Source organism: Sphingomonas sp. NFR04 (genome assembly GCF_900114095.1).
Classification (GTDB): domain Bacteria; phylum Pseudomonadota; class Alphaproteobacteria; order Sphingomonadales; family Sphingomonadaceae; genus Sphingomonas.
Window position 1 is genome coordinate 1 of record NZ_FORV01000010.1, and the last position, 26,117, is coordinate 26,117.

Genomic DNA, 26,117 nt, shown 5'->3' on the forward strand with positions numbered 1-26,117 from the left:
GCCGCCGCCCACATGTCCCTTCATCTAAACCAACAATGTCAAAGAGCGACAAAAATCGACGCTGCGCCTTTCCCCTTTTTCCGGGGCGGCCGCTGCGCCTGAATTTCGGTGACCGCCGCTGCCTCAGTGAAGAGCACCGCGTCGGTGAAGTGGCTTCTATGCGGGAGGTTCCCACCCGTCAACACCGTTTTGCATTTTTGTGGCGCAGGAGCATCGTGCTGCCTGGAAATCCGCAGAAAACCGCCATTTCTTGGCGGCACAACCTCCGGCTCGCATGACCATTTGATGACCTTTGCGCGCCGAATCACTGCGAATCACAGCCGAATCGCTCCTCAGAACGGGAGAATCGGGGCTCAGGAGAGCCGATCGATCGCCTCTTGCGGTTCGGTGAACCAGCGCGGGCCCGACTCGCTCATGTAGAAATGGTCCTCGAGGCGAATGCCGAAGCGATCGGGCACGACGATCATCGGCTCGTTGGAGAAGCACATGCCGGTATCGAGCGGCGTCCTGTCCCCGCGCACCAGATAGGCCGGCTCGTGGATCGACAGGCCGATGCCATGGCCGGTGCGATGCGGCAGGCCGGGCAGACGATAGTCGGGCCCCAGCCCTGCTTTCTCCAATACGCCGCGCGTGGCGGCATCGACCTGCTCGCAGGGCACCCCCGGTTGGGCAGCGGCGAAAGCGGCGGCCTGGGCTTCCTTCTCCAGCGCCCAGATCGCCTGCTCGTCGTCCGACACCCGGCCGAAGGCATAGGTGCGGGTGATGTCGGAGTGGTAGCCTTCGACGGTGCAGCCGGTGTCGATCAGCACGAGCTGGCCTTCCTCCAGCGCCTGCTCGCCGGGCAGGCCATGCGGGAACGCCGTCGCATGGCCGAACTGGACGATGCAGAAGGTCGAGCCCGCGGCGCCCAGCGCGCGGTGCGCCTGGTCGATGAAGCGCTTGACCGCACCGGTGGTGATGCCGGGCGCCAGGATGCGCGCGGCGGCGTGGTGGACCGCCAGCGTCATGTTCTTGGCCTGCTGCATCAGCGCGAGTTCGGCGGGCGACTTGCGCATCCGGCAGCCGTCGATCGCGGGCGCGCCGTCGACCAGCACCACATCCGGCGCGGCGCGGCGGAGGCGCTCGGCCATCTGGAAGGGGAGCGCGGGGTCGATGGCGAGCGTGGTGACGCCGCCCAGTGCGTCCGCCACCAGCGCGAAGGGATCCTCGTCCTCCTCCCACAGCCGCATGTCCGCGGCATAGGCCATGTCGGCAGTGAGCGAGCCGAGCTCGAAGCGCGGGCAGATCATGATCGGCTCGCCGTGGAGCGGTAGCAGCATCGCTACCAGCCGCTCGGTAGCGCTCCAGGGGACGCCGGCGAAATAGCGCAGCGACATGCCCGCATTCACCAGCAGCGCCTGTGCCCCCATCGCTTCCATACGCTCGCGCACGCGCGCGAGACGATCGCGGCGCTCGCCAAGCGTGATGGCCGGGGCGCGATCGGCCCAGGGCACGAGCGCGGCGAGTTCGATTTCCGCGGTGGATCCGCCGATGGTCATGGGGAGACGTCCTTATGCGTGGAAGCGGTGAAGATCGAAGCGGGCGAGATCGGCTGCCCCGCCCTCGGCCAGCGCGGCGACGCGTTCGCCGGTGATCGCCGCGAGGGTGAGGCCGAGATGCTGGTGGCCGAAGGCGTAGAGCAGATTGCCGGCCTTGCGGCTGCGGCCGATCGCCGGGAGATAATCGGGCAGGGTCGGGCGCGCGCCGGTCCAGCGGCTGAAGGGCGGGCGCAGCGGCAGGCCGAGCGCGACGATATGCGCCTCGAGCCGTTCCCACTTCGCCGGATCGGGGGGCGTGTCGATGCCCGCAAACTCGACGAAGCTCGCCGCCTGCACGCAACCGGCATAGCGGGTGACGATCATCGAGCGGTCCTCGAACACCAGAGGCGGCAGATCGGCGGGCCAGTCGTGATCGGTCGCGCGGAGATGATAGCCGCGCTCGGCGATGATCGGGACGCGGTGGCCGAGCGGTGCCAGCACGCGGCCCGAGGCGACGCCGGCGGCGACCAGCAGCTGGTCCGCATCGGGCACGGGGGCGCCATCGATCGCGAGCCGCGCCTCGCCGCCCGCGAGGCTTAGCGTCGCGTCACCCGAGAGGATGGTCCCGCCCGCTGCGACCAGAGCCGCCCGCAGTGCACGATCGAGCGCGCCGAGGTCGCTGATCTGCGCGGTGTTGGTGAAGCGGATCGCGCCGGCCATCGCCCTGCCCGGCAGCTGGAGCAGTTCGGCGGGGGTGGCGTCGCGAAACGCCGCGGTGCCGATGTCCGCCGACGCCCAGGCGCGCCGCCCCGCCTCGACCGACGCAGGGCTGCCCCAGGCAACGATATGCCCCTGGTCGCGCAGCAGCTCGGGGGTGTCGAGGCTGGCGCTCAGCCGCTGCCAGGCGGGCATTGCCTCGGCGAGCAGCCCGCCCAGCGCCGCCTGCCCGCGCGCGAACACGCTCGGCCGCGCCGCGCCGAGCAGCCGCAGCCCGAAGGGCAGCCAGTGTCGCCAGGCCGAGGGCGGCAAGGACACCGCGCCCCCTGCCCCGAAGCGCCGCCGCGGCAGGCTGCGCACCGTCGCCCAGGAGGCGAGCGGCGCAACCTGCTCGATAGCGATATGTCCGGCATTGCCCCAGGAGGCGGCGCGGCGATCGGGATCGGCATCGACCAGCCGCACCGACCAGCCGGCGCGGGCCAGGGCGAGCGCGCTCGCCAACCCCACCACGCCGCCGCCGATCACCAGGATATTGCACTGCATCAACTTCGCCTTGCCGATTTCGAGGTACAGGTATACCGTATTTGTGCGTTTCGCCTGCCACATTCCGCGCCCTCGGGACGGGGAAATCCCGGTGCCGGCAGCAGGCATTCCAGGGGAAGACCAAGCACATGAGTATCGTCGTCCGCACGCTGTCGGAACAGATCTTCACGATTGTCCGCGAGCAGATCGTCTCCGGCAAGCTGCCGGTGGAGCAGGCGATCCGCCAGGACGCGCTGGCCAACCAGCTGGGCGTGAGCAAGATCCCGCTGCGCGAGGCGCTGGCCCGGCTGGAGCAGGAAGGGCTGCTCGTCGGCCAGGCGAACCGCGGCTATTTCGTCCGCGCGATGTCGTCGGGCGAGGCGGAGGAAATCTTCGCGCTGCGCCTCGCCATCGAGCCCGATGCCGTCGCCGCCGGGGCGCTTTCCGCAACCGACCTCGACCGCGCCGCCGCGCGCGAGGCGCTGGCCGCGCTGGATCTCGCCGCGAACGAGCATCTCGATGAAGTCGCCGCGCGCAACCGCGAGTTCCACATCGCGATGGTCCGCCCCGGCGGACGGCTGCTCACCACGCAACTGGTCGAACGGCTGCAGATCCTCGCCGAGCGCTATGTTCACAAGCATCTTGAGCCCGCCGGGCGCGAGGATCGCGCGCATCTGGAACATGCCGAGCTGATGACGGCGTGGGAGCGCGGCGACGCCGATCGCACCCGCGCGCTCGCCCGCGCGCACATCGAAGGCACCCTCACCGATCTCCGGCGCCAGCTGAACGGCTGAGCCCTCAGCCGCGCGCCAGCACGCTGCGCGCGCGGCCGTAGAGGAAATAGACGGCGAGCCCCGCGACGTTCCAGATCAGGAAGCGCACCAGCGTCTTCTCGGGCAGCGAGAAGAGCAGATAGAGGCAGCCGAGCACCGCCAGCGTGCCGACCAGATAGGGCTGCGGGCAGCGGAAGATGCGCGGCGCATCGGGCGCGCGGCGGCGGAGCAGCATCATGCAGACCCCGACCGCGATGAACGCGATCAGCGTGCCGGCATTGGCCAGCTCGGCGATCTCGTCGAGCCGCAGGAAGCCCGCGACGGCGGCGACGAACAGCCCGGTGATGCCGGTCACTAGCACCGGCGCACCGGTGCGCGGCGAAACCTTGGCCAGGCCGCGCGGCAGCAACCCGTCGCGCGCCATCACGAAGAAGATGCGGCTCTGGCCGTACATCATCACCAGGATCACCGACGGGAGCGCGATCAGCGCGGCGGCGGCGATCGCCCAGGCGGCGAAGGGGTGGTCGAGGGTGCGCAGCACCAGCGCCAGCGGCTCGGGCGAGTTGCCAAGCGTGGTGTAAGACATCGCTCCCACCGCCGCGACCGCGACCAGGATGTAGATGGTGGTGCACAGCGCCATGGATCCGACGATGCCGATGGTCAGGTCGCGGCCGGGATTCTTGGCTTCCTCGGCCGAGGTGGCGACGGCGTCGAAGCCGTAAAAGGCGAAGAACACGATCGCGGCGGCGGCCATCACGCCGCGGGTGCTGGTGCCATCGGCATGGGAGGCGAAGCCATAGGGCATGAAAGGGTGGAAGTTCGCCGCGTCGAAGCCGGGCAACGCGAGGGCCACGAACACGGCGAGCGCCACCAGCTTGATGACGACCAGCACGATGTTGAGCGTCGCGCTCTCGCGGGTGCCGAGCATCAGCATGCCGGCGATCGCGAAGGAGACGAGCACCGCCGGCAGGTTGACGATGCCCCCGGCATGCGGTCCCTGGAGCAGCATCGCGGGCAGATGAATGCCCGCCGATTGCAGCCAGCCGACCAGATAGCCCGACCAGCCCACCGCCACCGCCGAGCAGGCGAGCGAATATTCGAGGATTAGGCTCCAGCCGACCACCCAGGCGATCGTCTCGCCGAGCACCGAATAGCTATAGGTATAGGCGCTGCCTGCCGCCGGGATCATCGTCGCGAGTTCGGCATAGGCGAGCGCGGCGCAGGCGCACACCGCGCCGGCGATGACGAAGGCGAGGATCACCGCCGGCCCTGCCCGCTCGGCACCGACGCCCGTCAGCGTATAGATGCCGGTGCCGACGATCGCGCCGACGCCCAGCGCGATCAGGTGCGGCCAGGACAGCGTGGGGCGCAGCCGATGCGCGCTATGGCCCGTGCTGCGTTCGATCGGCTTGATCGGTCCCCAAAATCCCATGCAACCCCCGCCTTTGTCGTTGTCGTCAGACGACCGAGAAGCCGGCCCAGAACGGGTCCGCGCGGTCGATCCAGATGGTGTTGAAACCGGTGGCGATCGCCGAGCCTTCGATCGAGGGGATGATGCCGGGGCGATTGCCCACCATCACCGCTTCCTCGACCCGGCCGATGAACCGGCTGCCGATATAGCTTTCATGGACGAAGCGATCGCCGACGCTCAGGCGCCCCTGCTGCTCCAGATGCGCCAGCCGCGCCGAGGTGCCGGTGCCGCACGGGCTGCGATCGATCGCGCGCTCGCCGTAGAACACGGCGTTGCGACCATCGGCCCCCTCGCTCCTGGGCCTGTCTGCCCAGAGGACGTGGCTGACGCCGCGGATACGGTCGTCGAGCGGGTGGACCGGCTCCACCTTGTCGCGCACCAGCGCGCGGATCGTCCGACTGAGCTCGACGATGCGCGAGGCGCCGAGATCGTCGAGCCCGGTATAGGGCCCCTGCGGCTCGATGATCGCATAGTAATTGCCGCCATAGGAGACGTCGATGCGCAGCGGGCCGAAGCCCGGCACCTCGATCTCTATGCCGGTCGCCGCGACATAGGCGGGCACGTTGCGGATCCGCACCCAGCGCACCCGGTCGTCCGTCATTTCATAGGCGATATCGATCACCCCCGCCGGCACTTCGATGCGCAGCTGGCCGGGCGTGCGCGGGGTGATCAGCCCGTGTTCGAGCCCGAAGGTCACCATCCCGATCGTGCCGTGCCCGCACATCGGCAGGCAGCCCGAGGTCTCGATGAACAGGATGCCGCAATCGGTATCGTCGCGGGTGGGCGGATAGAGGAACCCGCCCGACATCATGTCGTGCCCGCGCGGCTCGAAGCAGAGGCCGGTGCGGATCCAGTCGAAGCGTTCCTGGAAGTCCGCGCGCCGCGCCAGCATGTCGCCGCCGCGGAGCAGCGGTGCGCCGCCCGCGACCAGCCGCACCGGGTTCCCCGCGGTATGGCCGTCGATGCAGAAGAAGGTGTGGCGCATGGTTTCCTCAGGCTGCCTTGGCGGCGCGCTGGCTCGGGCGGGTCGCCGCGGCTTCCTCCACCCAGCGGATTACCTGTTCGCGGCGGGCACCCGAAAGCGGCAGGCGCGGCAGGCGGACGCGCTCGCTGCCCCGGCCCATGATCTGCTCGGCGAGCTTGATCGACTGGACTAGGTCATGCTCGGCATCGAGGTGGAGCAGCGGCATGAACCAGCGATAGATGGCGCGGGCCTCGTCATAGCGGCCCTCGTTGAACGCCGCGATGAGGCGCACCGACTCTTCGGGGAAGGCGCTGGTCAGGCCCGAGACCCAGCCCGAGGCGCCGAGGAACATGCCTTCCAGCGCGACATCGTCAAGGCCCGCCATCAGCGTGTAGCGATCGCCATAGCGGTTGAAGAGATCGGTGAAGCGGCGCGGATCGGGCGCGCTTTCCTTGACCGCCACGATATTCTTCACATCGGTGAGGCGATCCAGCGTCGCAGTGTCGATCGACACGCGATAGGCCGGCGGATTGTTGTAGAGCATGATCGGCAGCGCGGTCGCCTCGGCCACCGCGCGGAAATGGGCTTCGAGCTCCTCAGGCGTAGGCACATAGACCATCGCCGGCAGCAGCATCAGCGCGTCGACGCCGATCTTCTCGGCATCGCGGGCATATTGGATCGCGCGCGCGGTGGTGAATTCGGAAACGCCGGCGACCAGCGGCACGCGGCCTCCGACTGCCTCGACGCCAGCCTGAAGCACGACGCGCTTCTCGTCCGCCTCGAGCGAATTGTTCTCGCCGCAGGTGCCGAGCAGGATAAGGCCGTCGACGCCGTCATCGACCAGCGCGGTCTGGGTGCGCTGGGTGGCATCGAGATCGATCGAGAGATCCTCGGCGAACTGGGTGGTCGCCGCGGGATAGACGCCGGTCCAGAGCGTCTTGGCTGCAGTCATAAGAACACGATCCTCCACTGGGTTGATCGATTTCGTATACGGTATGCGAGAGTGACGCAAGGGCTGTCTGGATCAACGCATATTTTCGGCATTCCCGAAAGGGGTAACGCCGCGCCCACCTCCAGCATTTAGATATCGTATAATGTATTTGACGGAATGATGCTTCTTATGTTGCATATGCGCGACTCAGAAAAAGGGGTGTGCGGCACATGCGAAATTTTCTTACGATGCGAACGGGTGCGGCGCTTGGCGCGCTGGCGATGGCACTGGTCTCCAGTGCGGCTTTTGCGCAGGACGCAGATAGCGGCGTGGCGGGCGCCGACAACGACCGCGCCGAAATCACCGTCACCGGCACGCGCATCCGCCGCCCCGATCTGGAGAGCAACAGCCCGCTGACCAGCGTCGATGCGCAGGAAGTGCGCTACCAGGGTGCCGTCAACGCCGAGACGATGCTCGCGCGGCTGCCGCAATTCACCGCCGACGGCAACGAGAACGTCTCCAACGGCTCGGACGGATCGGCGCAGATCAACCTGCGCAACCTCGGCTCGAACCGCGTGCTGACGCTGATCAACGGCCAGCGCATCCTCTCCTCGCAGGCGACCGACATCAACTTCGTCCCGACCGCGCTGATCGAGCGGGTCGATGTCGTCACCGGCGGTGCCTCGGCCGTCTATGGCTCGGACGCGATGTCGGGCGTGGTCAATTTCATCCTGCGCGACCATCTCGACGGGCTGCGGCTGGATGCGCAGACCAGCGTCGCGCAGCACACCAACGACAATGCCTATGTCCGCGGCCTCGTCTCGGCCAAGGGCTATCAGCTGGCGCCGCGCAATGTGTTCGACGGCGCCAAGCAGGACATCAACGGCGCGTTCGGCAAGAATTTCGCGGACGGCCGCGGCAACGTCACCGTCTATGGCGGCTATCGCCACACCGATCCGGTGCTGCAGGCGACGCGCGACTATTCGTCCTGCGCGCTCAATGCCGACGGTGCCAGCGCACTGGTCTGCGGGGGATCGAGCAACACCACCTACGGCACCTTTGCGCCGCTCGACGGTCCCAGCAAGGAGCTGGGCTATCTCACCAACGCCCGCGACGGCTCCAAGAGCTGGGTGCCGTACGACGCCAGCTACGCGTACAACTACTCGCCCACCAACTACATCCAGCGTTCGGACGAGCGCTATACCGCCGGCGGCAGCGCCTCGTTCGAGATCGCGCCGGTGGCCAAGGTCTATGGCAGCTTCATGTGGATGAAGGACCATACCTTCTCGCAGGTAGCACCCTCGGCGCTGTTCCTCGGCACCACCTTCACCCTGCCCTGCGACAACCCGCTGATGAGCTCGGGCCAGCAGGCGGCGTTGTGCGGCCCGGCGGCCGGCACCTCCGCCACGATCGACACGCTGATCGGCTATCGCCTCAACGGCGCCTATTCACGCCGAGACGATCTGCGCCACCAGGATTACCGCTATAACGGCGGCGTGAAGGGCGATCTCGGCCGTGGCTTCAGCTACGACGTCGGCTACCTCTATTCGCTGTCGCGCTATAATGAGACCTATCTCAACAATGTCGACAATGTGAAGGCGCAGCGCGCGCTGGACGTGGTGTCGGTGAACGGCACGCCGACCTGCCGCTCGAAGATCGACGGCACCGATCCGGCCTGCGTTCCGATCGACATCTTCCGCGCCGACGGCATCACCACCGATCAGGCGCGCTATCTGTTCAGCCCGTCGAGCACCGCGTCGCGCAACACGCTCGAAGTCTTCTCGGGCTCGATCAACGGCGACCTCGGCACCTTCGGCATCCAGAGCCCTTGGGCGACGCGCGGCGCCGGGCTGGCGGTCGGCGTCGAGCGCCGCCGCGAGACGCTCAACTTCACCGCGGACGAGGTCGCCAAGCAGGGCGGCAGCGCCGATGCCGACGGCTCGATCACCGTCAACGAGGCTTATGGCGAGCTCGAGCTGCCGCTGGTCGCCAATGTGCCCTTCATCCACGACCTGACGGTGAACGGCGGCCTGCGCTATTCAGACTATACCAACCGCCAGGGGTCGACCGCGACCGAATCGCACTACAAGGCCTGGACCTACAAGGCCGAGCTGACCTGGTCGCCGCTCGATGGTGCCCGGTTCCGCGCCAGCTACAACCGCGCGATCCGCGCCCCCAATATCAGCGAGCTGTTCGGCGCGCGCGGCATCGGCAACGTCTCGCTGACCGACCCTTGCGCCGGCGCCACCCCCGACGCGTCGCTCGCGGCGTGCAAGCTGACCGGGGTCAGCGATGCGCAGTACGGCCATATCATCCAGTGCCCGGCCGAGACCTGCTCGCAATCCTATGGCGGCAACCCGGCGGTGAAGCCCGAAGTGGGCGACACCTACACCTTCGGCGTGGTGCTGACGCCCAAGCAGCTGCGCGGCTTCTCGCTGTCGGTCGATTATTACCACATCAAGGTGAAGGGCTATATCAGCTCGATCGCGCCGTCGCTGGTGGTCAGCCAATGCACCTCCACCGGCGATCCCTATTATTGCGGGCTGTTCCACCGCGATCCGCGCTCGGGCGCGCTGTTCGGCACCAACGGCTATGTCGTCGGCAGCACGCTCAACACCGGTTATCTGCTCACCTCCGGCATCGACGTCGCCGCGGCCTATGCGACGAGGATCGGCAATCTCGGCAAGCTCGACGCCAACATCGTCGGCACCTGGTTGCAACAGCAGGTGCAGGAGCCGCTGCCGGGTCTCGGCAGCTACGACTGCAAGGGCTATTACGGCTATAGCTGCGGCCAGCCCAACCCGACCTGGCGGCATGTCGCGCGCCTGACCTGGACCGTGCCCGGCGAGAAGGCGACGCTGTCGCTCGCCTGGCGCCACTTCGCCAAGACGGCGCTGTCGACCTCCTCGTCGAACGCCTTCCTCAGCGAGGCCGGCCCGATCAGCATCATCAACGCGACGATCCCCGCGACCGAATATTTCGACCTCGCCGCGACCGTGGTGCCCGCCAAGCAGCTGCAGTTCCGGATGGGCATCAACAACCTGACCGACAAGTCGCCGCCGGCGATCGCCTCGGGCGTGCTGGCCAGCTTCGGCAACGGCAACACCTATCCAGGCGTGTACGACCCGATGGGCCGCACGCTGTTCGTAGGCGCGACGCTGACCTTCTGAGCTCTCCCCGGGGCCGGTGTTCCCTCACCGGCCCCACCCCTGCCCTCTGGAACGGCGGCGCAGGCCGCTCGTTAGCGGTAGCTCGTCGTTCCAAAGGCTTATTCCCGCATGGCTTCTTCCCGCGATCCCGTTGCCCGCGCGATCGCGCCCACCAAGGCCGCCCCTGCCCTTGCGACCGGCGAGACCGCCGCGCTGCTGGCGGAGGCGCTGGTCGCAGACGACCTGTTCTTCGCCGCCGCCGACGAACCCCGCGGCATCGCGATCGCGCGGGCGCTGACAGCGCTGGCGCCCCAGGCTTGCGTGGTGTTCTGCCCCGGCAGCGACGCACTCCCCGGCGATGCCGCCCCCGCCTCCCCCGCCAATGTCGGCGAACGCGTCGCCGCGCTGCGCCGTCTGCGCCTCGCGCAGGCCGAGGCGGAACGACCCCGGATCGCCTGCATCACCACCGGGGAGGCGCTGGCACGCCTCTATCCCTCGCCCGAGGCCTTCGAAGCCGCCCCGCCCCGCGTGGCGACCGGCGAGCCCATCGACTTGACCCTGTTGTTCGAAGCGCTGGTCGAGGCCGGCTATGTCGAAGACGAACGCGTCGACGAGCCCGGCGAGGTCGCGCTGCGCGGCCAGGTGCTCGACGTTTACCCCGCCGATGCCGAGGAACCGCGGCGGATCGAAGTCGCCGACGGCGTCGTCGTGTCGCTGCGCAGCTATGATCCCGGCACCCAGCGCACCACCGGCGACTGCGAGGCGCAGGAGCTGGGCCGCGTCTCCGAGCCGCCGCTCGGCAAAGACGGCGTGCCGCTCATCGCGCACCTGCCCAGCGCGCTGCTGGCGATCGAACCCGCCGCGGAGGACCGGCGCAAGCGCTTCCTTGCCCTCGCCGCGGACTCGCAGCGCCGCCGCCCGAGCCGCGCGCTGCGCGACGTGCTCGACGACAAGCAGTGGCAGGGTGCGGCCAAAGCGCATCCGCCGCTCGCGCTCGACGCCTCCGGCGATCCTCCGCCGCGCTTCATCGAAGGCCGCGCCCCGCTCCGCGCCTTTGCCCGTGTCGCGCGCGATGCCATGGCAGCGGAGACGCGGCTGGTGTTGCTGGGGAGCGCTCGCGATCTGCGCTTCCTGCGCAGCCGCATCGCGGGCGTACTGAAGACCGATCCGCAGGACGTGCCCGGCTGGGTCGCACTGCAGGACCGGCCGACCGGTGCCGTCGCGCTGCTCGAGGCGCCCGTCGACCGCGGTTTCCGGCGGGAAGGCATTCTCGCGATTGCCGCCGCCGACCTGCTCGGCAGCCGCGCCGAACGCGACACCGCCCAGACCGGCGCCGCCGATCCCATGCTGTTCGGCCAGACCGAGATCCGTCTCGGCGATCTCGTCGTCCACGAGGATCATGGCATCGCCGAGGTCACCGGCCTGGCGCCGATGCCGGGCGAAGCCGAGGCAGGCGGGGACGCGATCGCGCTCACCTATGCCGATGGCGGCGTGCGGCTGGTGCCGGTCGCCGAGGCCGATCGGCTGTGGCGCTATGGCGGCGACGCCGACGCGGTGGCGCTCGACAAGCTTGACGGCTCCAGCTGGCAGAAGCGCCGCGGCGCGATCGACCTTGCCATTGCGGAGACAGCGCGCGGGATGATCGCACTTGCCGAAGCGCGGCTAAAGCTAACCGCTCCGGTTCTTTCCCCGGATGCTGCCGCATATGAACGGTTCGTCGCCGGTTTCCCATATAATGAAACGCGCGATCAATCGCGTGCGATCGAGGCCGTTCGTCACGATCTTGCGGCCGGCACGCCGATGGATCGGCTGGTGATCGGCGATGTCGGGTTCGGCAAGACGGAGGTGGCGCTGCGGGCAGCGGCGCTGGCGGCGCTGTCCGGGCATCAGGTCGTGGTGGCCGCCCCCACGACCGTTCTGGCCCGCCAGCATCTCGAGACCTTCACCGAACGGTTCGAGGGTACGGGAATCGAAGTCGCCGGCCTCTCCCGGCTTTCCAGCGCGGCGGAGAAGAAGCGCGTCAAGGCCGGGCTCGCCGACGGGTCGATCCAGGTGGTGATCGGCACCGGCGCGGTCGCCGGCAAGGGCGTGGCCTACGCCAAGCTCGCGCTCGTCATCATCGACGAAGAGCAGCGCTTCGGCGCGGCCGACAAGGCCAAGCTGCGCGCGCTCGGCGCAGGGCATGTGCTGACACTCAGCGCCACGCCGATTCCGCGCACGCTGCAGGCGGCGCTGGTCGGCATCCAGCACCTCTCGGTCATCGCCACGCCCCCTGCCCGCCGCCAGCCGATCCGCACCGCGGTGGGCGTGTTCGACGAGGCCATGGTGCGCGCCGCATTGCTGCGCGAGCGCAGCCGCGGCGGCCAGAGCTTCGTCGTCGTGCCGCGGATCGAGGACATGGCGCCGCTCGCCGCCAAGATCACGCGGCTGGTGCCCGAGCTGGAGCTGCTCCAGGCGCATGGCAAGATGCCCGCCGCCGAGATCGACGAGGCGATGGTCCGCTTCGGCCGCGGCGACGGCGACGTGCTGCTGGCGACCAACATCATCGAGGCCGGGCTCGACGTGCCGCGCGCCAACACCATGGTGCTCTATCGTGCCGACCGCTTCGGCCTGAGCCAGCTCCACCAGCTGCGCGGCCGGGTGGGGCGCGGCAGCCGGCGGGGGCAGGTGCTGCTGCTCACCGAGCCCGACAAGCCGATCGGCGCGCGGACCCTGAAACGACTCCGCACGCTGGAGGCGTTCGACCGGCTCGGTGCCGGCTTCGCGATCAGCGCGCAGGATCTCGACATGCGCGGCGCCGGCGACCTGCTCGGCGAGGCGCAGGCCGGGCACATGAAGCTGATCGGCGTCGATCTCTACCAGCACCTGCTCGAAGCCGCGCTGCGCACGGCGCGCGGCGAGACGGTGGAGCGCTGGACGCCCGAGCTGCATCTCGGGCTGCAGGGTTGCCTCCCGGAGGCGTGGATCCCCGATGAAGAGCTGCGCGTCGGCTTCTACGTCCGCCTCGCCCGCGCCGAGGACGGGCCTGCCATCGACGCGCTGGAAGCGGAGCTGGAAGATCGCTTCGGCGCCCTGCCCGAGGCCGCCATGACCTTGCTAGCGATCGCCCGCGTACGCGCCCAGGCATTGGCGCTGCGGATCGCGCGGATCGACGCTGGCCCCGCCGCGATCGCCTTCACCCCGCGCGCCGATTTCGCCGGGGATGCGGCCGCGGCGGCCCTCGCCGCCAAGGGCGAGCGGCTGCTGCTCGCCGAGCGGATCGACGATCCCGCCGCGCGGCTGGCTCGGATCGAAACGCTGCTGGAGGCGATGGCGGGCGATTGACGCATTGTGCTGCCCCCTCCCCCGGCCTAGGCTGCCCCTAGAAAACAGAACCGGAGAGGAATGGCGCCATGATTCTGCCCGTCCTGCTGCTGATGCTCCAGACCACCCCGGCGTTCAACGCCGAGGAGGAGATCATCGTCGTCTCGCGCCAGCTACGCATGATCAAGGTCGACCTGAAGACCGACAAGCGCGAGGATGGCCTGCATCTGCGTCGTTGCCGCATCTTGCGCGGCTCGGGGCATAGCGATCTGGATGCGATCCCCTGCGGCGTCGCCGAGCAGTGCGTCGCGGACGGGGTGCCTTCGCGACGCCTGCTGAAGGACTGTGTCGAAGATCGCTCGACCAGCCGGATCAACCTCGTGCTGGCCTCGCGGCGGATGGCGCGGGCCGACTGATCCCGCTCAGCGCTGCTCGCCGAGCCCCGTCGCTGCCCAATAGATGCCGCCCAGCAGGTGCTGGAGATAGCGGTCGTCGCGGTACATCTCCGCCTCGTGGCCGAGCAGGGTGACGAACACCCTCCCCTTCTCGTAGCGATGGTACCAGGCCTCGGGATGGTCCTTGCCCATCCGGTGCCCCACCTGCCCCGGCCAGATTCGGGTGGGATCGTAGCTCGCCTCGTCGACCCCGAGCACGCGGTGGATCGCGATGTCGAACGGATTGCCGGTCACGTAGAACTCGTCGCTCCACAGCCAATGGTCCGGAAGCCCGAACGCCGCCGGAAAGCTCTTGTCGAGCACGTTGACGACGGCGGTCTGGATCATCGGGTGGTTGATGAAGGTCCGCCCGACCAGCTTCTCGTACCAGGGCCACACCCCGGTCGGTATGATCGCCGCGCGGTGCACCACCACTGCATTGCCGCCGGCCTGCAGATAATGCTCTAGACCAACGCGCTGCGTAGGGGAGAATTCGTCGGCAGGCGTGTTGAGCAGCATGATCGCCGCATAGTGGGTGAGGTCGCCGTCGAGCGGCGCGCCGTCCTTGTGCCAGTCGATCGCAAAGGCGTGGAGGCGGCCGAGCTTTTCGAGGCTTTCGCGCGCGACGGGGATGTATTCGTAATGATATTTGCTGGGGGCCGCGATCACCAGCAGCGTGAATTGCGTATCGGCGCGCCCCACCGCCGGCAGCAGCAGTGCGGCGAGCGCCACCAGGGCGCGCAGCAGGCGGCTCATCGCGTCGATCGCTCCGCGCTCAGCCGCGACATCAGGATCGCCGCACGCTTGGCCTGGCGGCGGATGCTGGCAAGGTCCACCGTCTCGCCGGGTGCATGGTCGCCGGTGCTGTAAGTGCCCAGCCCTGCGAGGCTGTCGACATCGGCGGCGACGAACGAGATGTCCCCCGCCCCGCGCTTGAGCGGATCGAGTGCCGGCATTTCCGGCAGCCCGAGGTCGCGATTGACGCCGTTGAGCGCCGCCAGCAGCGCGCGGTTGCCGGCGGTCGGCGCCATCGCCGGATAGCCCTCGCCGAAGCTGATCTTCGCCTCCGTGCCCGGCGCATGCGCGGCGACGATCGCTTCCATCTTGGCCTTCACCCGCGCGGTCTGCTCGGGGCTGAGCGTGCGGAAGTCGCCGGTGGCGATAGCAGTGGCGGGGATGATGTTGGTCTTGCCCGCCGCCGTCGCGTTGCCGCTCTCGTCGACAGTGGCACGCGCCCCGCCGGCGATCACCCCGGTGTTGAAAGTGAGGTTGGGTTCGGGCAGCTCCTTGCGGAAGGCGGCGAGGATGCGCGTGAGCTCGTTGATCGCCCCGTCGCCGAACTCGGATCCGAAGATCAGCGAGCTGTGGCCGGTCTTGCCCGTGGCGGTGATCCGCCAGTCGATCGCCGAGCGCCGCGCGACCGACCCCATGTCGCGCCCACCGTCGATCACCAGCCCCTCGAAATCGAGCGCGACATCGGCGCGCTTGCCGGCCGCGATCAGGTCGGCGCGGGCGATATTCTGCGGGCTGCCCGCCTTTTCCTCGTCGCCGGTCAGCACGATCTCGATATTGGCGTCCTTGAGCGTGCCGGCAGCCTGCATCGCCCGGAGCGCCGCGAGCATCACCACCATGCCGCCCTTGTCGTCCCCTGCCCCCGGCCCTTCCGCCAGATCGCCCTTGCGGACGAATTTCTGGAAGGGCGAGTCGGGCTCGAACACGGTGTCGAGATGGCCGATCAGCAGCAGGCGCTTGGTGCCGGGCTTGCCGCGATGGACGGCGATCAGATGACCCGCGCGTTGCACGGCATCCATCGGCTTCCAGGTCACCGCAAAGCCCAGCGGCGCCAGCTCGGCCCGCATCCGTTCGCCGATCTTGGTAACCCCGGCGAGGTTGAGCGTGCCGCTGTTCTGGTTGACCAGCGTTTCGAGCAGCGCGACGGACCGATCATAGTCGGCGTCTACGGTGCGCGCCATTGCCGTTTCGGCCGCCGAGAGCTGCTGCGCGGCGGCCGGCGCAATGGCAGCGGTGCCCAGCAGCATCGCGGCGCAAAGGCGGGAGAAGCAAGACAGATCGGTCACTGGAGCCCCTTTTGCTGAGGGCTTCTTCAAACCACGCTCTCACCCCTGGAGCAAGCCGCACCCGTCGCGTCAGGAAAGCTGTCGGGCGAGATCCGCGAGCAGGATGCGGGCGACGGGCTGGTCGCCATCGTCCTCTATGTCCAGGCTGCCGCGTACCGGCGTGCGCCCGTTGCGGTGCCGAAGGAGGGCACGAGCTAGACTGTGGCCGGCGATCAGTGCCTGGCGAAGATCGGGCAGTTCGCGACGCTCGGCAGTATGGGGGTGGTGGTCCGGGGTGCAGAGGCGGAAGCGATAGGCGGGCATGCGGGGATAATGCCCATGCCTTCAACAAGTTGCTGCCGGTTGATGTATATCATTGTTGCAGTGGCCTTGCGGGTTGGACGTTGGTGGGCTGGCGCGTCGTTACGTGCGGCTCCCCACGCCTCTATCTCTATCCAAAAAGAGAAAACTCGAAACCTGGTTAGAGGGTTTCTTGAGTCGTTACGGAGTTATGCGACGTCGCCGCTCTGCCGAATCGCGGTAACTCCACGATTCGCCGAAATGCTGCGTTCCCATTGTGTCGAGGATCCGTTCCCAAAAGGTCGACAGTGCCGTTCCCGAAAGGTCGATAGACGGTTCCGGAAGGGTCGAAGGGCGTTCCCGAAGGGTCGAAAGGCGGTGCAGCCTGGCTGATTTATGAGGCGTTTGGGGGTGCGGGATCGCGAGGTTGAATCAGTTGCAGGGTGGCTGTGGATAAAGAGGTTCAAACCACCGTCCCAAATGGCGACGCCTTCTCCCGCGCGCCAACCCTGCCCGACACTTCGGGAACGGTTCGGGGCGGCATCGGCCGAACCTTCAGCGCAGCTGGTGCTTGTTGCGGGCGTGCCACTGGCGAACGAACCCCAGAAAGGCGTTCTGATAGTTGGCAGGCGTCCGCGCCGGATCCGCTTCCACCCAGTCGCGAAACTGGCGGTGGAGATCCTGATAGTCCCAGCCGGGGCATTCGCGCCGGGCCTGTTCCAGCGTCGCGTCGGTGAGCATGCCGCTGGTACCCCGCGTCGCTAGGCTGGTGACCGTCCGGCGGAGCAGCGCGCGGGCCTCGGCACCGAGCGGTTGGGGCTCGACCTCATCGGACTGGTTGGCAGGACGCGTGGCGGGTTCCACCGGCGCGACCGAAGGCGCAGGGCGAACCTCGCCCTCCCCGCGCCGCCGCATACGCAGGCTGGGCTCGCGCTTGCCCGCGGGCGTTTCCAGCGACAGCGTATAGCCCGGCAGCTCGTCGCGCTCGACGATCTTGGCGATCTCGAACTTGAAGCGGCGATATTGCCCCTCGGCGCCCGACTTCTCGAACAGCGTCGGCATAGAGATGGCGAAACCCGCCTCCCCTGCCCCGCCGGCATGTTTGCGCGCGACCTTGTAGAGCCAGCGCTCGCGCCCGCCGGTCAGGTCGAAATAGGCGCGGTCGATCGACAGCACCCCGCCGGTCATCAGCACGCCCTCGTAGAACCAGCTCGACAGCTCGATCGTCATGCCGCGCGAGCGCTCGGTGCGCTCGTCGACCAGCTGGGTCCAGCCGTCGAGCCAGCTGAACGTCGCCTCGCGGCGGTTCTCGGCGCGGATGTTCGTCTTGATCGTCGTCGCCACCAGCCGATCCAGCGACTGGCCGAGCAGTTCATAGGCGCGCCCCGTCGTCGGACGGCCGATCGCGCGGAGCAGGTCATATGGCATCAGATGGAGCTTGCGCGGGATGTCGTTGCGGCCGCGCCGCGCCATGTCGGCAAGCACGCTGGCGCAGTAGATCAGGATGTCGGCGTCCCAGATCGTCGCCATGCCGTAATCGGGATTGGCGGAGACATGGACCCACAGCTTGCCGTCCGGGCTTTTGTAGTCGATCGGCTTCACCCGCTTGGTCTTGGCCAGGCTGAAGAACGGGCGCTCCATCATCTCGCGCTGGTCGCGCAGCGGCATGTCGGCGAGATAGGGAAGGAACAGGTCGAACTGTTCGGGGATCGACTGGCGATCGGCCTGGGTCATGAAGCCTCTGGAAGCAGGGTGGGGGAGGGGCGTTTCCCCGGGGAAACGAAGGGCGATTCCGGGATCGCGAAGTAGGTCGGAGGTTGGAAGGCTCGTGGCCGAAGCCATGTTTCCCGGGGGAAACGGCCGCCGCATTCGGCGCCGTCGTTTCCCCGGGGAAACGCGCTCATGGCTGCAACCCGCGGCCTTCGCGCTCGAGCTGGTCGAGCGCATCGCGGAAGGCGTTGACGAGATGGTCGCGGCTGGCGCCCGAGCCGGCATGGAGCCGCACGGTCACGCCCTGGCGGTTCACCGACAGCACGCTCAGCGCGGTGCGTCCGCTGGGCATCGACCATTGGTACAGCTCGTCGGCCACCTGCGGGCCCGAGGGCGCGGCGAGCAACCGGCGCAGCACATCGGCGGCGGCGATCGGCGCATGCCCGCTGGCGCGGCGATCGGCCTGCTCTCTGGAAAGCGCCTTGGCCTCGGCGACGATCGCCTTTGCCGCGGCCTTGTCGTCCAGCGCCTGGGCGAGCGGATAGGCGGGCTTCAGCAGCATGTCGGCAGGCGACGCGAAGGCAGCGACCACGGCGTCGGGGATGCCTGCCACCTTGATCATCTTCGACAGCCAGCCCTTGGAGAGCTTCAGCCGCTCGGCCATGCGGGTGAGGTGGTTGCCGTAATGCGCCTTGAGCGCCTCGGCATAGTTGCGCGCGCGCTCGAGGTCGGACACGTCCTTGCGGGCGCGGTTCTCCAGGTCGGCGAGGCGGAAGGCTGCTTCGTCATCCAGCTGCGCGACCTGCGCCACGAACTGCATGTCCGGATAGCTGTGCGCGCGCAGCCAGGAGATCGCGAAGTGGCGCCTCGTGCCGGCGATCACCTCATAGTCATGGTCCGGGTCGCCCTCGATCCGCCGCACGACCGCGGGCACCTTCTGGCCGTTCTCCGCGACGATCGAGTCGATCAGCTCCCGGACATTCTCCTCGTTGAGATCGGCATAGACGCGCGCATTGCCGGGCCAGATCCGCACCCGCGAAGGATCGAGCAGCAATTGGGTGACCTGACGCACCTCGCCCGACGCAACCCGAGCGAGCGCGGACTCGCGGCCGAGCAGCGTGGTGCCGCGCGTCCGGGCGAGCCGCGGCGGCAGTTCCGGCTCCGGCGCGGCGGGGGCGGGGAGGGGGGCAGGCGCTGAGGCCGCCGGCGCCGCCGCTTCCGCCGCGGCTTCCTCGGCGAGCAGATCGGCGAGATAGTCTTTCTGGGTACGTGCCACGGTTCAGCCCTTCTGCCCGGTTGCGGCGGTGCGCTCAGGCCGCTTCATTGACGACATCCTCTTCGCTCGCCGGCGCCACCCGGCCCCAGTTGCGGCGGACCAAGGCCTCGACCTGGCCGAGCGCCTCGTCGAGATTGGCCTTGCAGCGCTTGTGGGTGCGCGCGGTGCCGATCGGGCGATCCAGCTCGTAGATCGTCATCATCCGCATCGCTGCATGGCTGATCTCGGCCGATTCGAGGATCGGCACCGGCAGCAGCGCCGGCCCGAACGCCTGCTCCATGATCTGGCGGACCATCGCATGGCTGGGATCGTTGCCGTCGAACTTGGAGCAGATCAGCCGGACGAAATCATAGCGGACGTCGATGCCCGCTTCGGTCAGCTGGTGCAGCACCTGGTCCATCATTGAGAGGAACTGGACGGTGGAGCAGAAGTCCGGCGTGGTCGCGGCCAGCGGTACCAGTAGCGCGTTGGCCGCCTGCATCACCGCCAGGCTTATCGTGCCGAGCGCAGGCGGCGGATCGAGGATCACCACGTCATAGTCGCGGGCCAGATCGTTGAGCCCTGCCTTGAGCTTGCGGAAGCGCGTCGCGAGGATCGAGCCGCCATCGGCACCGGCTGCGGCCAGCTCATATTCCACGTCGAACAGCTCGAGGTTCGACGGGATCAGGTCGACATTGGGCCAGGGCGTCTTCTTCACCGCGTAGAGCAGGTCGGCCTGGGTCGGGTCGATCGAGAGATAGGGGTAGAGCGTCTCTTCGCGGGTGATGTTGAAATGCGGGTTGAAGCCGAACAAGGTGGTGGTGGTCGCCTGGCTGTCGCAATCGACCACGAGCACCCGGTAGCCCTGCACCGCGAAATAATGGGCGAGATGGGTGGTGACGGTCGACTTGCCGACGCCGCCCTTGAAGTTCTGCACCGCGATGATGGCGGGCACATCGAGCGGCGCGCGGGCAGGGGAGGCTCCCAGCACCTGCCGCATGTTGAGCAGTTCCTCGACGGTGTAACCCGGCCGCCGTCCATTCTCGCTCGGCGGGGGCGGGGGGAGACGTCCATCCTCCTCGGCCATGCGGATACGGTTGGTGGAGCAGCCCAGCAGCTGCGCCGCCTCGGCAATGCCGAAACGGACATGGAGTCCCTTGCGGCTTTCCGGTAGAAAGGCCTTGCGGCGCAATCGTTCGATCATGCGCTCGCCGGCATCGGCAAGCTCGCTGATCCGCTCAATGTCTGAATGCATTCGTGCCTCGCCCCGCGCGGTTGAATGAGAGTTATGGGATACATCTCATATTTCGTTCAAACCGGCAAGCTTGGCTCCGGAACGGCGCAACTATCAGGTCACGCGGTTGTTATCACCGAGTATGAAGACTATATTCGGACCGATAATGGTCTGAAATCACACGAATAAGGGTCGGAGACCGAGATGCGCTACACCGAACAGGTCAAGCCTGTCAGCTATTTGAAGGCCAATGCTGCGGATGTGTTGCGCGGGCTGGCGGAAGGCGGCGCGCCGCTGGTGATCACCCAGAATGGCGAGGCGCGCGCCGTGTTGCAGGACGTGGCAAGCTATCAGGCGACGCAGGAAACGCTGGCGTTGCTGAAACTGATGGCGCTGGGAACGCGCGATGTCGAAGCCGGGCGCTTCACGCCCGCGCGCGATGCCATCGCCCGACTGCGCAAGGGCGGCTCCAACAGCGCATCATGAGCGAGCGCTATACGGTCTACCTCACCGCTGGCGCCGAAACGGACCTTGCCGACATTCATGGCTGGATCCGCGAGCATCGTTCGACAGAACAAGCCGACGCCTTTCTCGACGCGATGCTGGCCAAGGTCGATAGCCTGGAAACCTATCCCGATCGCGGCAGCGTGCCCCGCGAGCTCGACGTGCTCGGCATCCACGAGTTTCGGCAACTAGTGGTACCACCCTACCGGCTGATCTACCGGGTGATCGTCGATCACGTGTTCGTGTTTCTCATCGCAGACGGTCGGCGCGACTTCCAGGCGCTGCTGGAGCGCCGGCTGCTCTCGGCCTGAGCCGCGCTCAACCGTGCGACCAGCCGAACTGGCCCGCGGCGATCGCGGCCTGGGTGCGGTTGCGGACGTTGAGCTTGCGCATCACCGCGGTCATGTGGACCTTCACCGTCGCTTCGGCCATGCCGAGCTCATAGGCGATCTGCTTGTTGAGCAGCCCCGAATGGACGCAGCGCAGCACCTGCATCTGCGTGGGCGTGAGGCGCGGCGGAGCCGATGGCTCGGCGCCGGTGCGTTCCATCTGCTGTGCTTGAGTCGCGGCTTGCATGCCCATCCTCCCAAACCGATCCGTTTTCCGAGGCCAGGCCTCCAGATTCGTTAACGTTAACGTAGGCGAACTTGTAGGACAGGTTCAAGTGTAATTTTGCGCGGATCACCGCGCCTAATCGTTTCGCCTGGCAATTTTGACTGGCTGAGCCTAGAAGCTGTCTGATAAGTTACCGCCGACATCCGGCAGGCAAGGGGAGGGGCATGGCGGTTGCAGAGGCCCGGAGTGCGGCGCGGTGAACCAGCCGCGGCTATCCGATCACGCCTATGCGGCGATCGTCGAACTCATCAAGGCGGAGGATCTCGAGGTCGGCGCGCGGCTGCCCTCTGAGGCACGGTTGGCGGAGATGTGCGGCGTCTCGCGCGCGATTGTCCGCGAGGCGCTGGTGCGGCTCGGCTCGGACGGGATCACCGAAGTGCGGCGCGGCGCGGGCTCGTTCGTCAAGGGGCGGCCATCGGAGCGGCTGGCGGCGTTCATGCCGCTCGCCGAACTGCCCGCGACGCTGGGCAGCTACGAAGTGCGCTTCGTGCTGGAGACCGAGGCGGCGCGGCTCGCCGCCGTCCGGCGCACCGCCGAGCAGATGGCGGTGCTGGAAGCCGCGCTGGCGGACCTGCGCGCGGCGCTGCTGTCCAGCGCGCCTGCCCATGTCGAGGATCGCGAACTCCACCGCGCGATCGCCGACGCCACCGGTAATCTCGCCTTCCAGCAGGCGTTCGATGCGCTGTGGCCCGATGTCGAGAAGGTGATGCAGGCCGGCGTCGACATTTCGCGGTCGCGCTCGGCGGACGTGATCGCGGTGATGCTCCACGAGCATGAGGTGATCGTCGATTCGATCCGTGCCCAGGATCCCGAGCGTGCCGCATTGGCGATGCGGTGGCATCTGGGGGAGGGGCGCCGCCGGCTCATGCCCTGAGCGCGGGTTGCTCCAGATGGGCGAGGACGCGGTCGCACAGCGTCGCGGGGGGCAGGGTCGCCGGCAGGATCAGCACGCCCTCGTCGGGCTGCGGACGCTCCAGCGTCTCCAACTGGCTGTCGAGCAGGCTGGTTGGCATGAAATGGCCGGGCCGCGAGGACATGCGGGCGAGGAGCTGGTCGCGATCCGCTTCGAGCAGCACGAATTGCACCGCGCCGGGGATCTCGCTGCGCAGCCGGTCGCGATAGACGCGGCGCAGCGCCGAGCAGGCTGCGACCGACATCCCGCAGGTGTCGATCGACGCTGCCACCGCCGCCCCGATCCGATCGAGCCAGGGCCAGCGATCGGCGTCGGTGAGCGGGGTGCCGTCGCGCATCTTCACCACTGCCTCGGCCGAGTGGAAGGCGTCGCCTTCGAGGAACACGCAGCCCAGCGCCTCGGCGAGCAGCGCGCCGAGCGTCGACTTGCCGGAGCCACTTACCCCCATCACGATCACGGCCGCAGCGGCAGGCGATCGGGCAGGCAGGTCGGACATGGGCAAGGCTCCGGCAAGAGGGGCAGCCTCGCTTGTGAAAGGCTGCAGCGGTGCTGAAAACTACGACCTTCGTCGCAGGTGCCGCTCGCCCTTCAACGGGTTAGCCCATGCAATCAAGAACTAAGCTTAGAATGGGGATGGATATGCGCTGCTTCCTGGCCGGTCTGCTCGTCGCGACCTCGCTCAATGCACCCGCGCTCGCGCAGCAGGCATCGGTCTTCCCCGTGGCGCCGGACGAACCGCGCGCCGTGACCGTGAAGGCGCGCGGCGACGGCAAGACGGACGATACCGCGGCGTTGCAGAAGGCGCTCGACGATGCCCGCGACGCCACGCGGCACGGCATCGTCTTCCTCCCCTCGGGTCGTTACCGCATCACCCGCACGCTGGTCGTGCCGGCGGGCGTGCGCGTCTACGGCGTCGGGCGCACGCGGCCGACGATCCTGCTCGGCGCTAGCACGCCCGGCTTCCAGCAGGGCGTCTCGACGATGATCGTGTTCGGCGGCGACGACCAATATGCGGTCGGCAAGGTGCCGGTGCCCGTCCCCAATGTCGTGCCCCGCGACAAGATCGTCCGCGATGCCAATTCGGGGACCTTCTATTCCTCGATGAGCAATGTCGACATCGAGATTGCCGAGGGCAATCCGGCGGCGGCGGGCGTGCGCTTCCGCATGGCGCAGCATGCCTTTCTCAGCCACATGGAGTTCCGCCTCGGCAGCGCCTTCGCCGGGGTCTACCAGGCCGGCAACGTGATCGAGAAGGTGGCATTCAAGGGCGGGCGCTACGGCATCGTTACCGAGAAGACCTCGCCCGCCTGGCAGTTCACGCTGATCGATTCGACCTTCGACGGCCAGCGCGAGGCGGCGATCCGCGAGCATGAGGTGGACCTGACGCTGGTCAACGTCGCGATCCGCGACACGCCCGTCGGGATCGAGATCGACCGCGGCTATTCGGACTCGCTCTACGGCAAGGACGTGCGGTTCGAACGCGTGGCGAAGGCAGGCGTGGTGATCTCCAACGAGGACAGCGCCTTCACCCAGATCGGCTTCGATAACGCGGTTGCGGTCGACAGCCCGGTCTTCGCCCGCTTCCGGGAGAGCGGCAAGACCGTGGCGGGGAAGGGCAGGGCCTACCGCGTCGGCGCCTTCTCCTATGGCCTGAAGGTGCCCAAGCTCGGCGAGATGGGGAAGACCGACCTGCAGGCGGAGATCCAGCCGCTGGCGAGCGTGCCCGCGCGTCGCGAACTGGCCGTGCGCGCGCTGCCGCCGATGGCCGAGTGGGTCAATGTCCGCAAACTGGGGGTGAAGGGCGACGGCACCACCGACGACACCGCCGCGCTGCAAAAGGCGATCGACGGCAATCGCGTGCTCTATCTGCCGATCGGCTTCTACAAGGTGACCGACCGGCTCAAGCTGCGCCCCGACACCGTGCTGATCGGCCTGCACCCGGCGACCACCCAGCTCTATATCCCCGACGACAATCCGGCGCATCGCGGGCTGGGCAGCGTGATTCCGATCCTCGAGACGCCGCAGGGCGGCGACAACATCCTCTCCGGCCTCGGCCTGTTCACCGGCCGGGTGAACCCGCGCGCTTCGGCGGTGCTGTGGCGCTCGGGCGCGAACAGCCTGATGCAGGACGTGAAGATCATGGGCGGCGGCGGCACCCCCACCGCCGACGGCAAGCCGCTCGGCAGCCTGCAGGGTCGTACCGGCGATCCCGTGGCCGAAGGCCGGTGGGACGCGCAATATCCGAGCATCTGGGTGACCGACAATGGCGGCGGCACCTTCACCGATGTGTGGAGCCCCAACACCTTCGCCCAGGCCGGCTTCTACGTCACCAACACCAGCACGCCGGGCCATGTCTACGAGATGTCGGTCGAGCATCACGTCCGCAACGAGTTCGTGCTCGACAATGTGGCGAACTGGGAGTTCCTCGCGCCGCAGACTGAGCAGGAAGTAGGCGACGGTCCCGATGCGGTCTCGCTGGAGATCCGCAACTCGCGCAACCTGCTGTTCGCCAATTATCATGGCTATCGCGTTACCCGCAGCTACCACCCGGCGAAGAGCGCGGTACGGCTGTTCAATGCCTCGGACATCCGCTTCCGCAACGTCCATGTGAATGCCGAGAGCGGCTTCGCGGCGTGTGACGACGAGGGCTGCGGCACGTTCCTGCGTGTCAGCAAATATCCGTTCGACAATGCGATCGAGGACGTGACCGGAAAGAAGCTGGTCCGCGAACGCGAGTTCGCGCGGCTGGATGTCGGCGCCGTCGAGCGGCAGGTGGCGGAGAAGCCGCTGACCGGCAAGGTCGAGAAGCTCGAGGACGGCCTCTACTCGATCTCCGGTGCGACGGTGGATGCGCAGGGGCGGCTCTACTTCATCGACCGCCGCTTCCAGCGGATCCAGCGCTGGACCGAGGCCAAGGGCCTGGAGATCATCCGCGACCATGCGCTTGATCCGGTGAATCTCGCGGTCGACGCCTCGGGACATCTGCTGGTGCTGTCGTCGCTCGGCGCCAAGGGCGCGGCCTATTCGATCGACCCCGATGGCCCGCGCGACCAGCTCACCCGCATCGAGCCGACGCCGATCGGCGCGAGCACGGGCGCCAAGACGCTGCTGCCGGTAAACTGGTGGGCGAACGGCGAATTCCGCGACCAGCTGAACCAGCAGACCTACCAGTTCACCACCATGGCCGAGCTGTTCGCCAAGGAAGCGATGGAGCCCAAGACGCAAGCCTATGTCTCGCCCGACGGCAGCGTCGCGCTGCCTGCCTTCCGGGTGTGGCAGCAGGGGCCGGTCGACCATGTCGGCTGGCGCTGGTCGCACGCGCTTAACGCCAACGGGCTGGTCGCCGGCAAGCAGGGCGAGCGGCTGTTCGTCACCAACGGATCGGAGAACATCACCTATACCGGCACCGTGGGCCCGGCGGGCACGCTGACCAACCTCAAGCCCTTCGCCAATCGCGGCGGCGAGAGCGTGGCGGTGGCGCCGGACGGGCGGGTCTATGTCGCGAACGGGCAGGTGTTCGTCTACGCCGCCGACGGCAAGGAAGTTGGCCGGATCGACGTGCCCGAGCGCCCGCTCCAGATCCTGTTCGGCGGCACGGACAAGCGCACGCTGTTCATCCTGACGCACCACGCACTCTACGCCGCACGACCCTGAGCGGGACCGGGCCGGGGGCGTCTACCACCTATGTCGTAGATGCCTGCGGTGCTCGGCAGGTCTAGCGTTGCAACATCATTGCCACGGGTCGGAT

General features: G+C 67.9%; 22 protein-coding genes. 9 read left to right on the top strand and 13 right to left on the bottom strand.

The window, feature by feature from the left end; genetic code table 11:
- Window positions 1-278, top strand: a 278-nt coding sequence (locus BM009_RS22820; protein WP_217644249.1) for a hypothetical protein, incomplete at its 5' end; no start/stop codon positions are given.
- A gap of 75 nt (window positions 279-353) precedes the next feature.
- On the opposite strand, the gene BM009_RS20940 is transcribed toward BM009_RS22820, so the two are convergent.
- Together BM009_RS20940 and BM009_RS20945 are read right to left on the bottom strand one after the other, a co-directional pair.
- Window positions 354-1,538 (bottom strand): M24 family metallopeptidase, encoded by a 1,185-nt coding sequence (locus BM009_RS20940; RefSeq protein ID WP_093299296.1) that lies wholly within the window; start codon window positions 1,536-1,538, stop codon window positions 354-356.
- Window positions 1,539-1,550: 12 nt separating this feature from the next.
- Complete coding sequence (locus BM009_RS20945) at window positions 1,551-2,777, bottom strand: NAD(P)/FAD-dependent oxidoreductase (RefSeq protein WP_093299531.1); 1,227 nt, start codon at window positions 2,775-2,777, stop codon at window positions 1,551-1,553.
- 128 nt (window positions 2,778-2,905) lie between these two features.
- Between BM009_RS20945 and BM009_RS20950 the strand changes: the two genes are divergently transcribed.
- Window positions 2,906-3,550 carry a GntR family transcriptional regulator gene (locus BM009_RS20950; protein WP_093299298.1) on the top strand — a complete coding sequence of 215 codons (645 nt, stop codon included), beginning with the start codon at window positions 2,906-2,908 and terminating at the stop codon, window positions 3,548-3,550.
- 4 nt (window positions 3,551-3,554) lie between these two features.
- Here the strand turns inward: BM009_RS20950 and BM009_RS20955 are convergent, their stop codons facing one another.
- The 3 genes from BM009_RS20955 to BM009_RS20965 are packed head-to-tail and all read right to left on the bottom strand — an operon-like array spanning window position 3,555 to window position 6,916.
- Window positions 3,555-4,961, bottom strand: coding sequence for an amino acid permease (locus tag BM009_RS20955; protein WP_093299301.1), 1,407 nt, complete (start codon window positions 4,959-4,961; stop codon window positions 3,555-3,557).
- A 25-nt stretch (window positions 4,962-4,986) separates the two neighbouring features.
- A complete protein-coding gene (locus BM009_RS20960; RefSeq protein WP_093299304.1) occupies window positions 4,987-5,985 on the bottom strand; it encodes a 4-hydroxyproline epimerase in 999 nt (332 codons plus the stop codon).
- A gap of 7 nt (window positions 5,986-5,992) precedes the next feature.
- The gene (locus BM009_RS20965) at window positions 5,993-6,916 is read right to left on the bottom strand and encodes a dihydrodipicolinate synthase family protein (protein ID WP_093299306.1); all 924 of its coding nucleotides are present in this window, start codon (window positions 6,914-6,916) and stop codon (window positions 5,993-5,995) included.
- A gap of 209 nt (window positions 6,917-7,125) precedes the next feature.
- On the opposite strand from BM009_RS20965, the gene BM009_RS20970 reads away from it, so the two are divergent.
- From BM009_RS20970 to BM009_RS20980, 3 genes are all read left to right on the top strand, one after another.
- The gene (locus tag BM009_RS20970; RefSeq protein ID WP_254772396.1) at window positions 7,126-10,065 is read left to right on the top strand and encodes a TonB-dependent receptor domain-containing protein; all 2,940 of its coding nucleotides are present in this window, start codon (window positions 7,126-7,128) and stop codon (window positions 10,063-10,065) included.
- Between the two features lie 108 nt (window positions 10,066-10,173).
- Window positions 10,174-13,368, top strand: a complete 3,195-nt coding sequence (locus BM009_RS20975; RefSeq protein ID WP_093299308.1) for a helicase-related protein — start codon at window positions 10,174-10,176, stop codon at window positions 13,366-13,368.
- 68 nt (window positions 13,369-13,436) lie between these two features.
- The gene (locus tag BM009_RS20980; RefSeq protein WP_093299311.1) at window positions 13,437-13,763 is read left to right on the top strand and encodes a hypothetical protein; all 327 of its coding nucleotides are present in this window, start codon (window positions 13,437-13,439) and stop codon (window positions 13,761-13,763) included.
- A gap of 6 nt (window positions 13,764-13,769) precedes the next feature.
- On the opposite strand, the gene BM009_RS20985 is transcribed toward BM009_RS20980, so the two are convergent.
- The 6 genes from BM009_RS20985 to BM009_RS21010 form a co-directional block, all read right to left on the bottom strand.
- Window positions 13,770-14,537, bottom strand: coding sequence for a ThuA domain-containing protein (locus BM009_RS20985; RefSeq protein ID WP_093299314.1), 768 nt, complete (start codon window positions 14,535-14,537; stop codon window positions 13,770-13,772).
- Window positions 14,534-15,820: a M20/M25/M40 family metallo-hydrolase gene (locus BM009_RS20990; RefSeq protein WP_093299316.1), complete on the bottom strand. Its 1,287-nt coding sequence runs from the start codon at window positions 15,818-15,820 to the stop codon at window positions 14,534-14,536. Before BM009_RS20990 ends, BM009_RS20985 begins: the two co-directional genes overlap by 4 nt.
- Window positions 15,821-15,928: 108 nt before the next feature.
- Window positions 15,929-16,162 (bottom strand): DUF6894 family protein, encoded by a 234-nt coding sequence (locus BM009_RS20995; RefSeq protein WP_093299319.1) that lies wholly within the window; start codon window positions 16,160-16,162, stop codon window positions 15,929-15,931.
- Between the two features lie 531 nt (window positions 16,163-16,693).
- On the bottom strand, window positions 16,694-17,872 hold the full coding sequence (locus BM009_RS21000; protein ID WP_093299321.1) for a replication initiator protein A: 1,179 nt from the start codon (window positions 17,870-17,872) through the stop codon (window positions 16,694-16,696).
- A gap of 166 nt (window positions 17,873-18,038) precedes the next feature.
- Window positions 18,039-19,124, bottom strand: a complete 1,086-nt coding sequence (locus BM009_RS21005; RefSeq protein ID WP_093299324.1) for a ParB/RepB/Spo0J family partition protein — start codon at window positions 19,122-19,124, stop codon at window positions 18,039-18,041.
- A 34-nt stretch (window positions 19,125-19,158) separates the two neighbouring features.
- Window positions 19,159-20,358, bottom strand: a complete 1,200-nt coding sequence (locus tag BM009_RS21010) for an AAA family ATPase (protein ID WP_093299326.1) — start codon at window positions 20,356-20,358, stop codon at window positions 19,159-19,161.
- Window positions 20,359-20,541: 183 nt separating this feature from the next.
- Here BM009_RS21010 and BM009_RS21015 point away from each other — a divergent pair, with 183 nt between their 5' ends.
- Window positions 20,542-20,823, top strand: a complete 282-nt coding sequence (locus BM009_RS21015) for a type II toxin-antitoxin system Phd/YefM family antitoxin (RefSeq protein WP_093299328.1) — start codon at window positions 20,542-20,544, stop codon at window positions 20,821-20,823.
- The gene (locus BM009_RS21020; protein WP_093299331.1) at window positions 20,820-21,152 is read left to right on the top strand and encodes a type II toxin-antitoxin system RelE/ParE family toxin; all 333 of its coding nucleotides are present in this window, start codon (window positions 20,820-20,822) and stop codon (window positions 21,150-21,152) included. Before BM009_RS21015 ends, BM009_RS21020 begins: the two co-directional genes overlap by 4 nt.
- Window positions 21,153-21,159: 7 nt before the next feature.
- Here BM009_RS21020 and BM009_RS21025 read toward each other — a convergent pair whose 3' ends face one another.
- Window positions 21,160-21,390, bottom strand: a complete 231-nt coding sequence (locus BM009_RS21025) for a response regulator transcription factor (RefSeq protein ID WP_093299333.1) — start codon at window positions 21,388-21,390, stop codon at window positions 21,160-21,162.
- A 262-nt stretch (window positions 21,391-21,652) separates the two neighbouring features.
- On the opposite strand from BM009_RS21025, the gene BM009_RS21030 reads away from it, so the two are divergent.
- Window positions 21,653-22,330 (top strand): FadR/GntR family transcriptional regulator, encoded by a 678-nt coding sequence (locus tag BM009_RS21030; protein WP_093299336.1) that lies wholly within the window; start codon window positions 21,653-21,655, stop codon window positions 22,328-22,330.
- Here BM009_RS21030 and BM009_RS21035 read toward each other — a convergent pair.
- Window positions 22,320-22,865: a gluconokinase gene (locus BM009_RS21035; RefSeq protein WP_254772397.1), complete on the bottom strand. Its 546-nt coding sequence runs from the start codon at window positions 22,863-22,865 to the stop codon at window positions 22,320-22,322. The genes BM009_RS21030 and BM009_RS21035 overlap by 11 nt on opposite strands.
- 137 nt (window positions 22,866-23,002) lie before the next feature.
- On the opposite strand from BM009_RS21035, the gene BM009_RS21040 reads away from it, so the two are divergent.
- Window positions 23,003-26,023 (top strand): glycosyl hydrolase family 28-related protein, encoded by a 3,021-nt coding sequence (locus BM009_RS21040; protein WP_093299341.1) that lies wholly within the window; start codon window positions 23,003-23,005, stop codon window positions 26,021-26,023.
- The last annotated feature ends 94 nt before the right edge of the window (window positions 26,024-26,117 follow it).

Coding starts and splice junctions, on each gene's coding strand:
- BM009_RS20950 (WP_093299298.1), top strand. CDS start 2,906: ATGAGTATCGTCGTCCGCACGCTGTCGGAACAGATCTTCACGATTGTC.
- BM009_RS20970 (WP_254772396.1), top strand. CDS start 7,126: ATGCGAAATTTTCTTACGATGCGAACGGGTGCGGCGCTTGGCGCGCTG.
- BM009_RS20975 (WP_093299308.1), top strand. CDS start 10,174: ATGGCTTCTTCCCGCGATCCCGTTGCCCGCGCGATCGCGCCCACCAAG.
- BM009_RS20995 (WP_093299319.1), bottom strand. CDS start 16,162: ATGCCCGCCTATCGCTTCCGCCTCTGCACCCCGGACCACCACCCCCAT.
- BM009_RS20960 (WP_093299304.1), bottom strand. CDS start 5,985: ATGCGCCACACCTTCTTCTGCATCGACGGCCATACCGCGGGGAACCCG.
- BM009_RS20955 (WP_093299301.1), bottom strand. CDS start 4,961: ATGGGATTTTGGGGACCGATCAAGCCGATCGAACGCAGCACGGGCCAT.
- BM009_RS20985 (WP_093299314.1), bottom strand. CDS start 14,537: ATGAGCCGCCTGCTGCGCGCCCTGGTGGCGCTCGCCGCACTGCTGCTG.
- BM009_RS20940 (WP_093299296.1), bottom strand. CDS start 1,538: ATGACCATCGGCGGATCCACCGCGGAAATCGAACTCGCCGCGCTCGTG.
- BM009_RS21000 (WP_093299321.1), bottom strand. CDS start 17,872: ATGACCCAGGCCGATCGCCAGTCGATCCCCGAACAGTTCGACCTGTTC.
- BM009_RS21035 (WP_254772397.1), bottom strand. CDS start 22,865: ATGTCCGACCTGCCTGCCCGATCGCCTGCCGCTGCGGCCGTGATCGTG.
- BM009_RS20990 (WP_093299316.1), bottom strand. CDS start 15,820: ATGCTGCTGGGCACCGCTGCCATTGCGCCGGCCGCCGCGCAGCAGCTC.
- BM009_RS20980 (WP_093299311.1), top strand. CDS start 13,437: ATGATTCTGCCCGTCCTGCTGCTGATGCTCCAGACCACCCCGGCGTTC.
- BM009_RS21010 (WP_093299326.1), bottom strand. CDS start 20,358: ATGCATTCAGACATTGAGCGGATCAGCGAGCTTGCCGATGCCGGCGAG.
- BM009_RS21040 (WP_093299341.1), top strand. CDS start 23,003: ATGGATATGCGCTGCTTCCTGGCCGGTCTGCTCGTCGCGACCTCGCTC.
- BM009_RS21015 (WP_093299328.1), top strand. CDS start 20,542: ATGCGCTACACCGAACAGGTCAAGCCTGTCAGCTATTTGAAGGCCAAT.
- BM009_RS20965 (WP_093299306.1), bottom strand. CDS start 6,916: ATGACTGCAGCCAAGACGCTCTGGACCGGCGTCTATCCCGCGGCGACC.
- BM009_RS21025 (WP_093299333.1), bottom strand. CDS start 21,390: ATGGAACGCACCGGCGCCGAGCCATCGGCTCCGCCGCGCCTCACGCCC.
- BM009_RS20945 (WP_093299531.1), bottom strand. CDS start 2,777: ATGCAGTGCAATATCCTGGTGATCGGCGGCGGCGTGGTGGGGTTGGCG.
- BM009_RS21020 (WP_093299331.1), top strand. CDS start 20,820: ATGAGCGAGCGCTATACGGTCTACCTCACCGCTGGCGCCGAAACGGAC.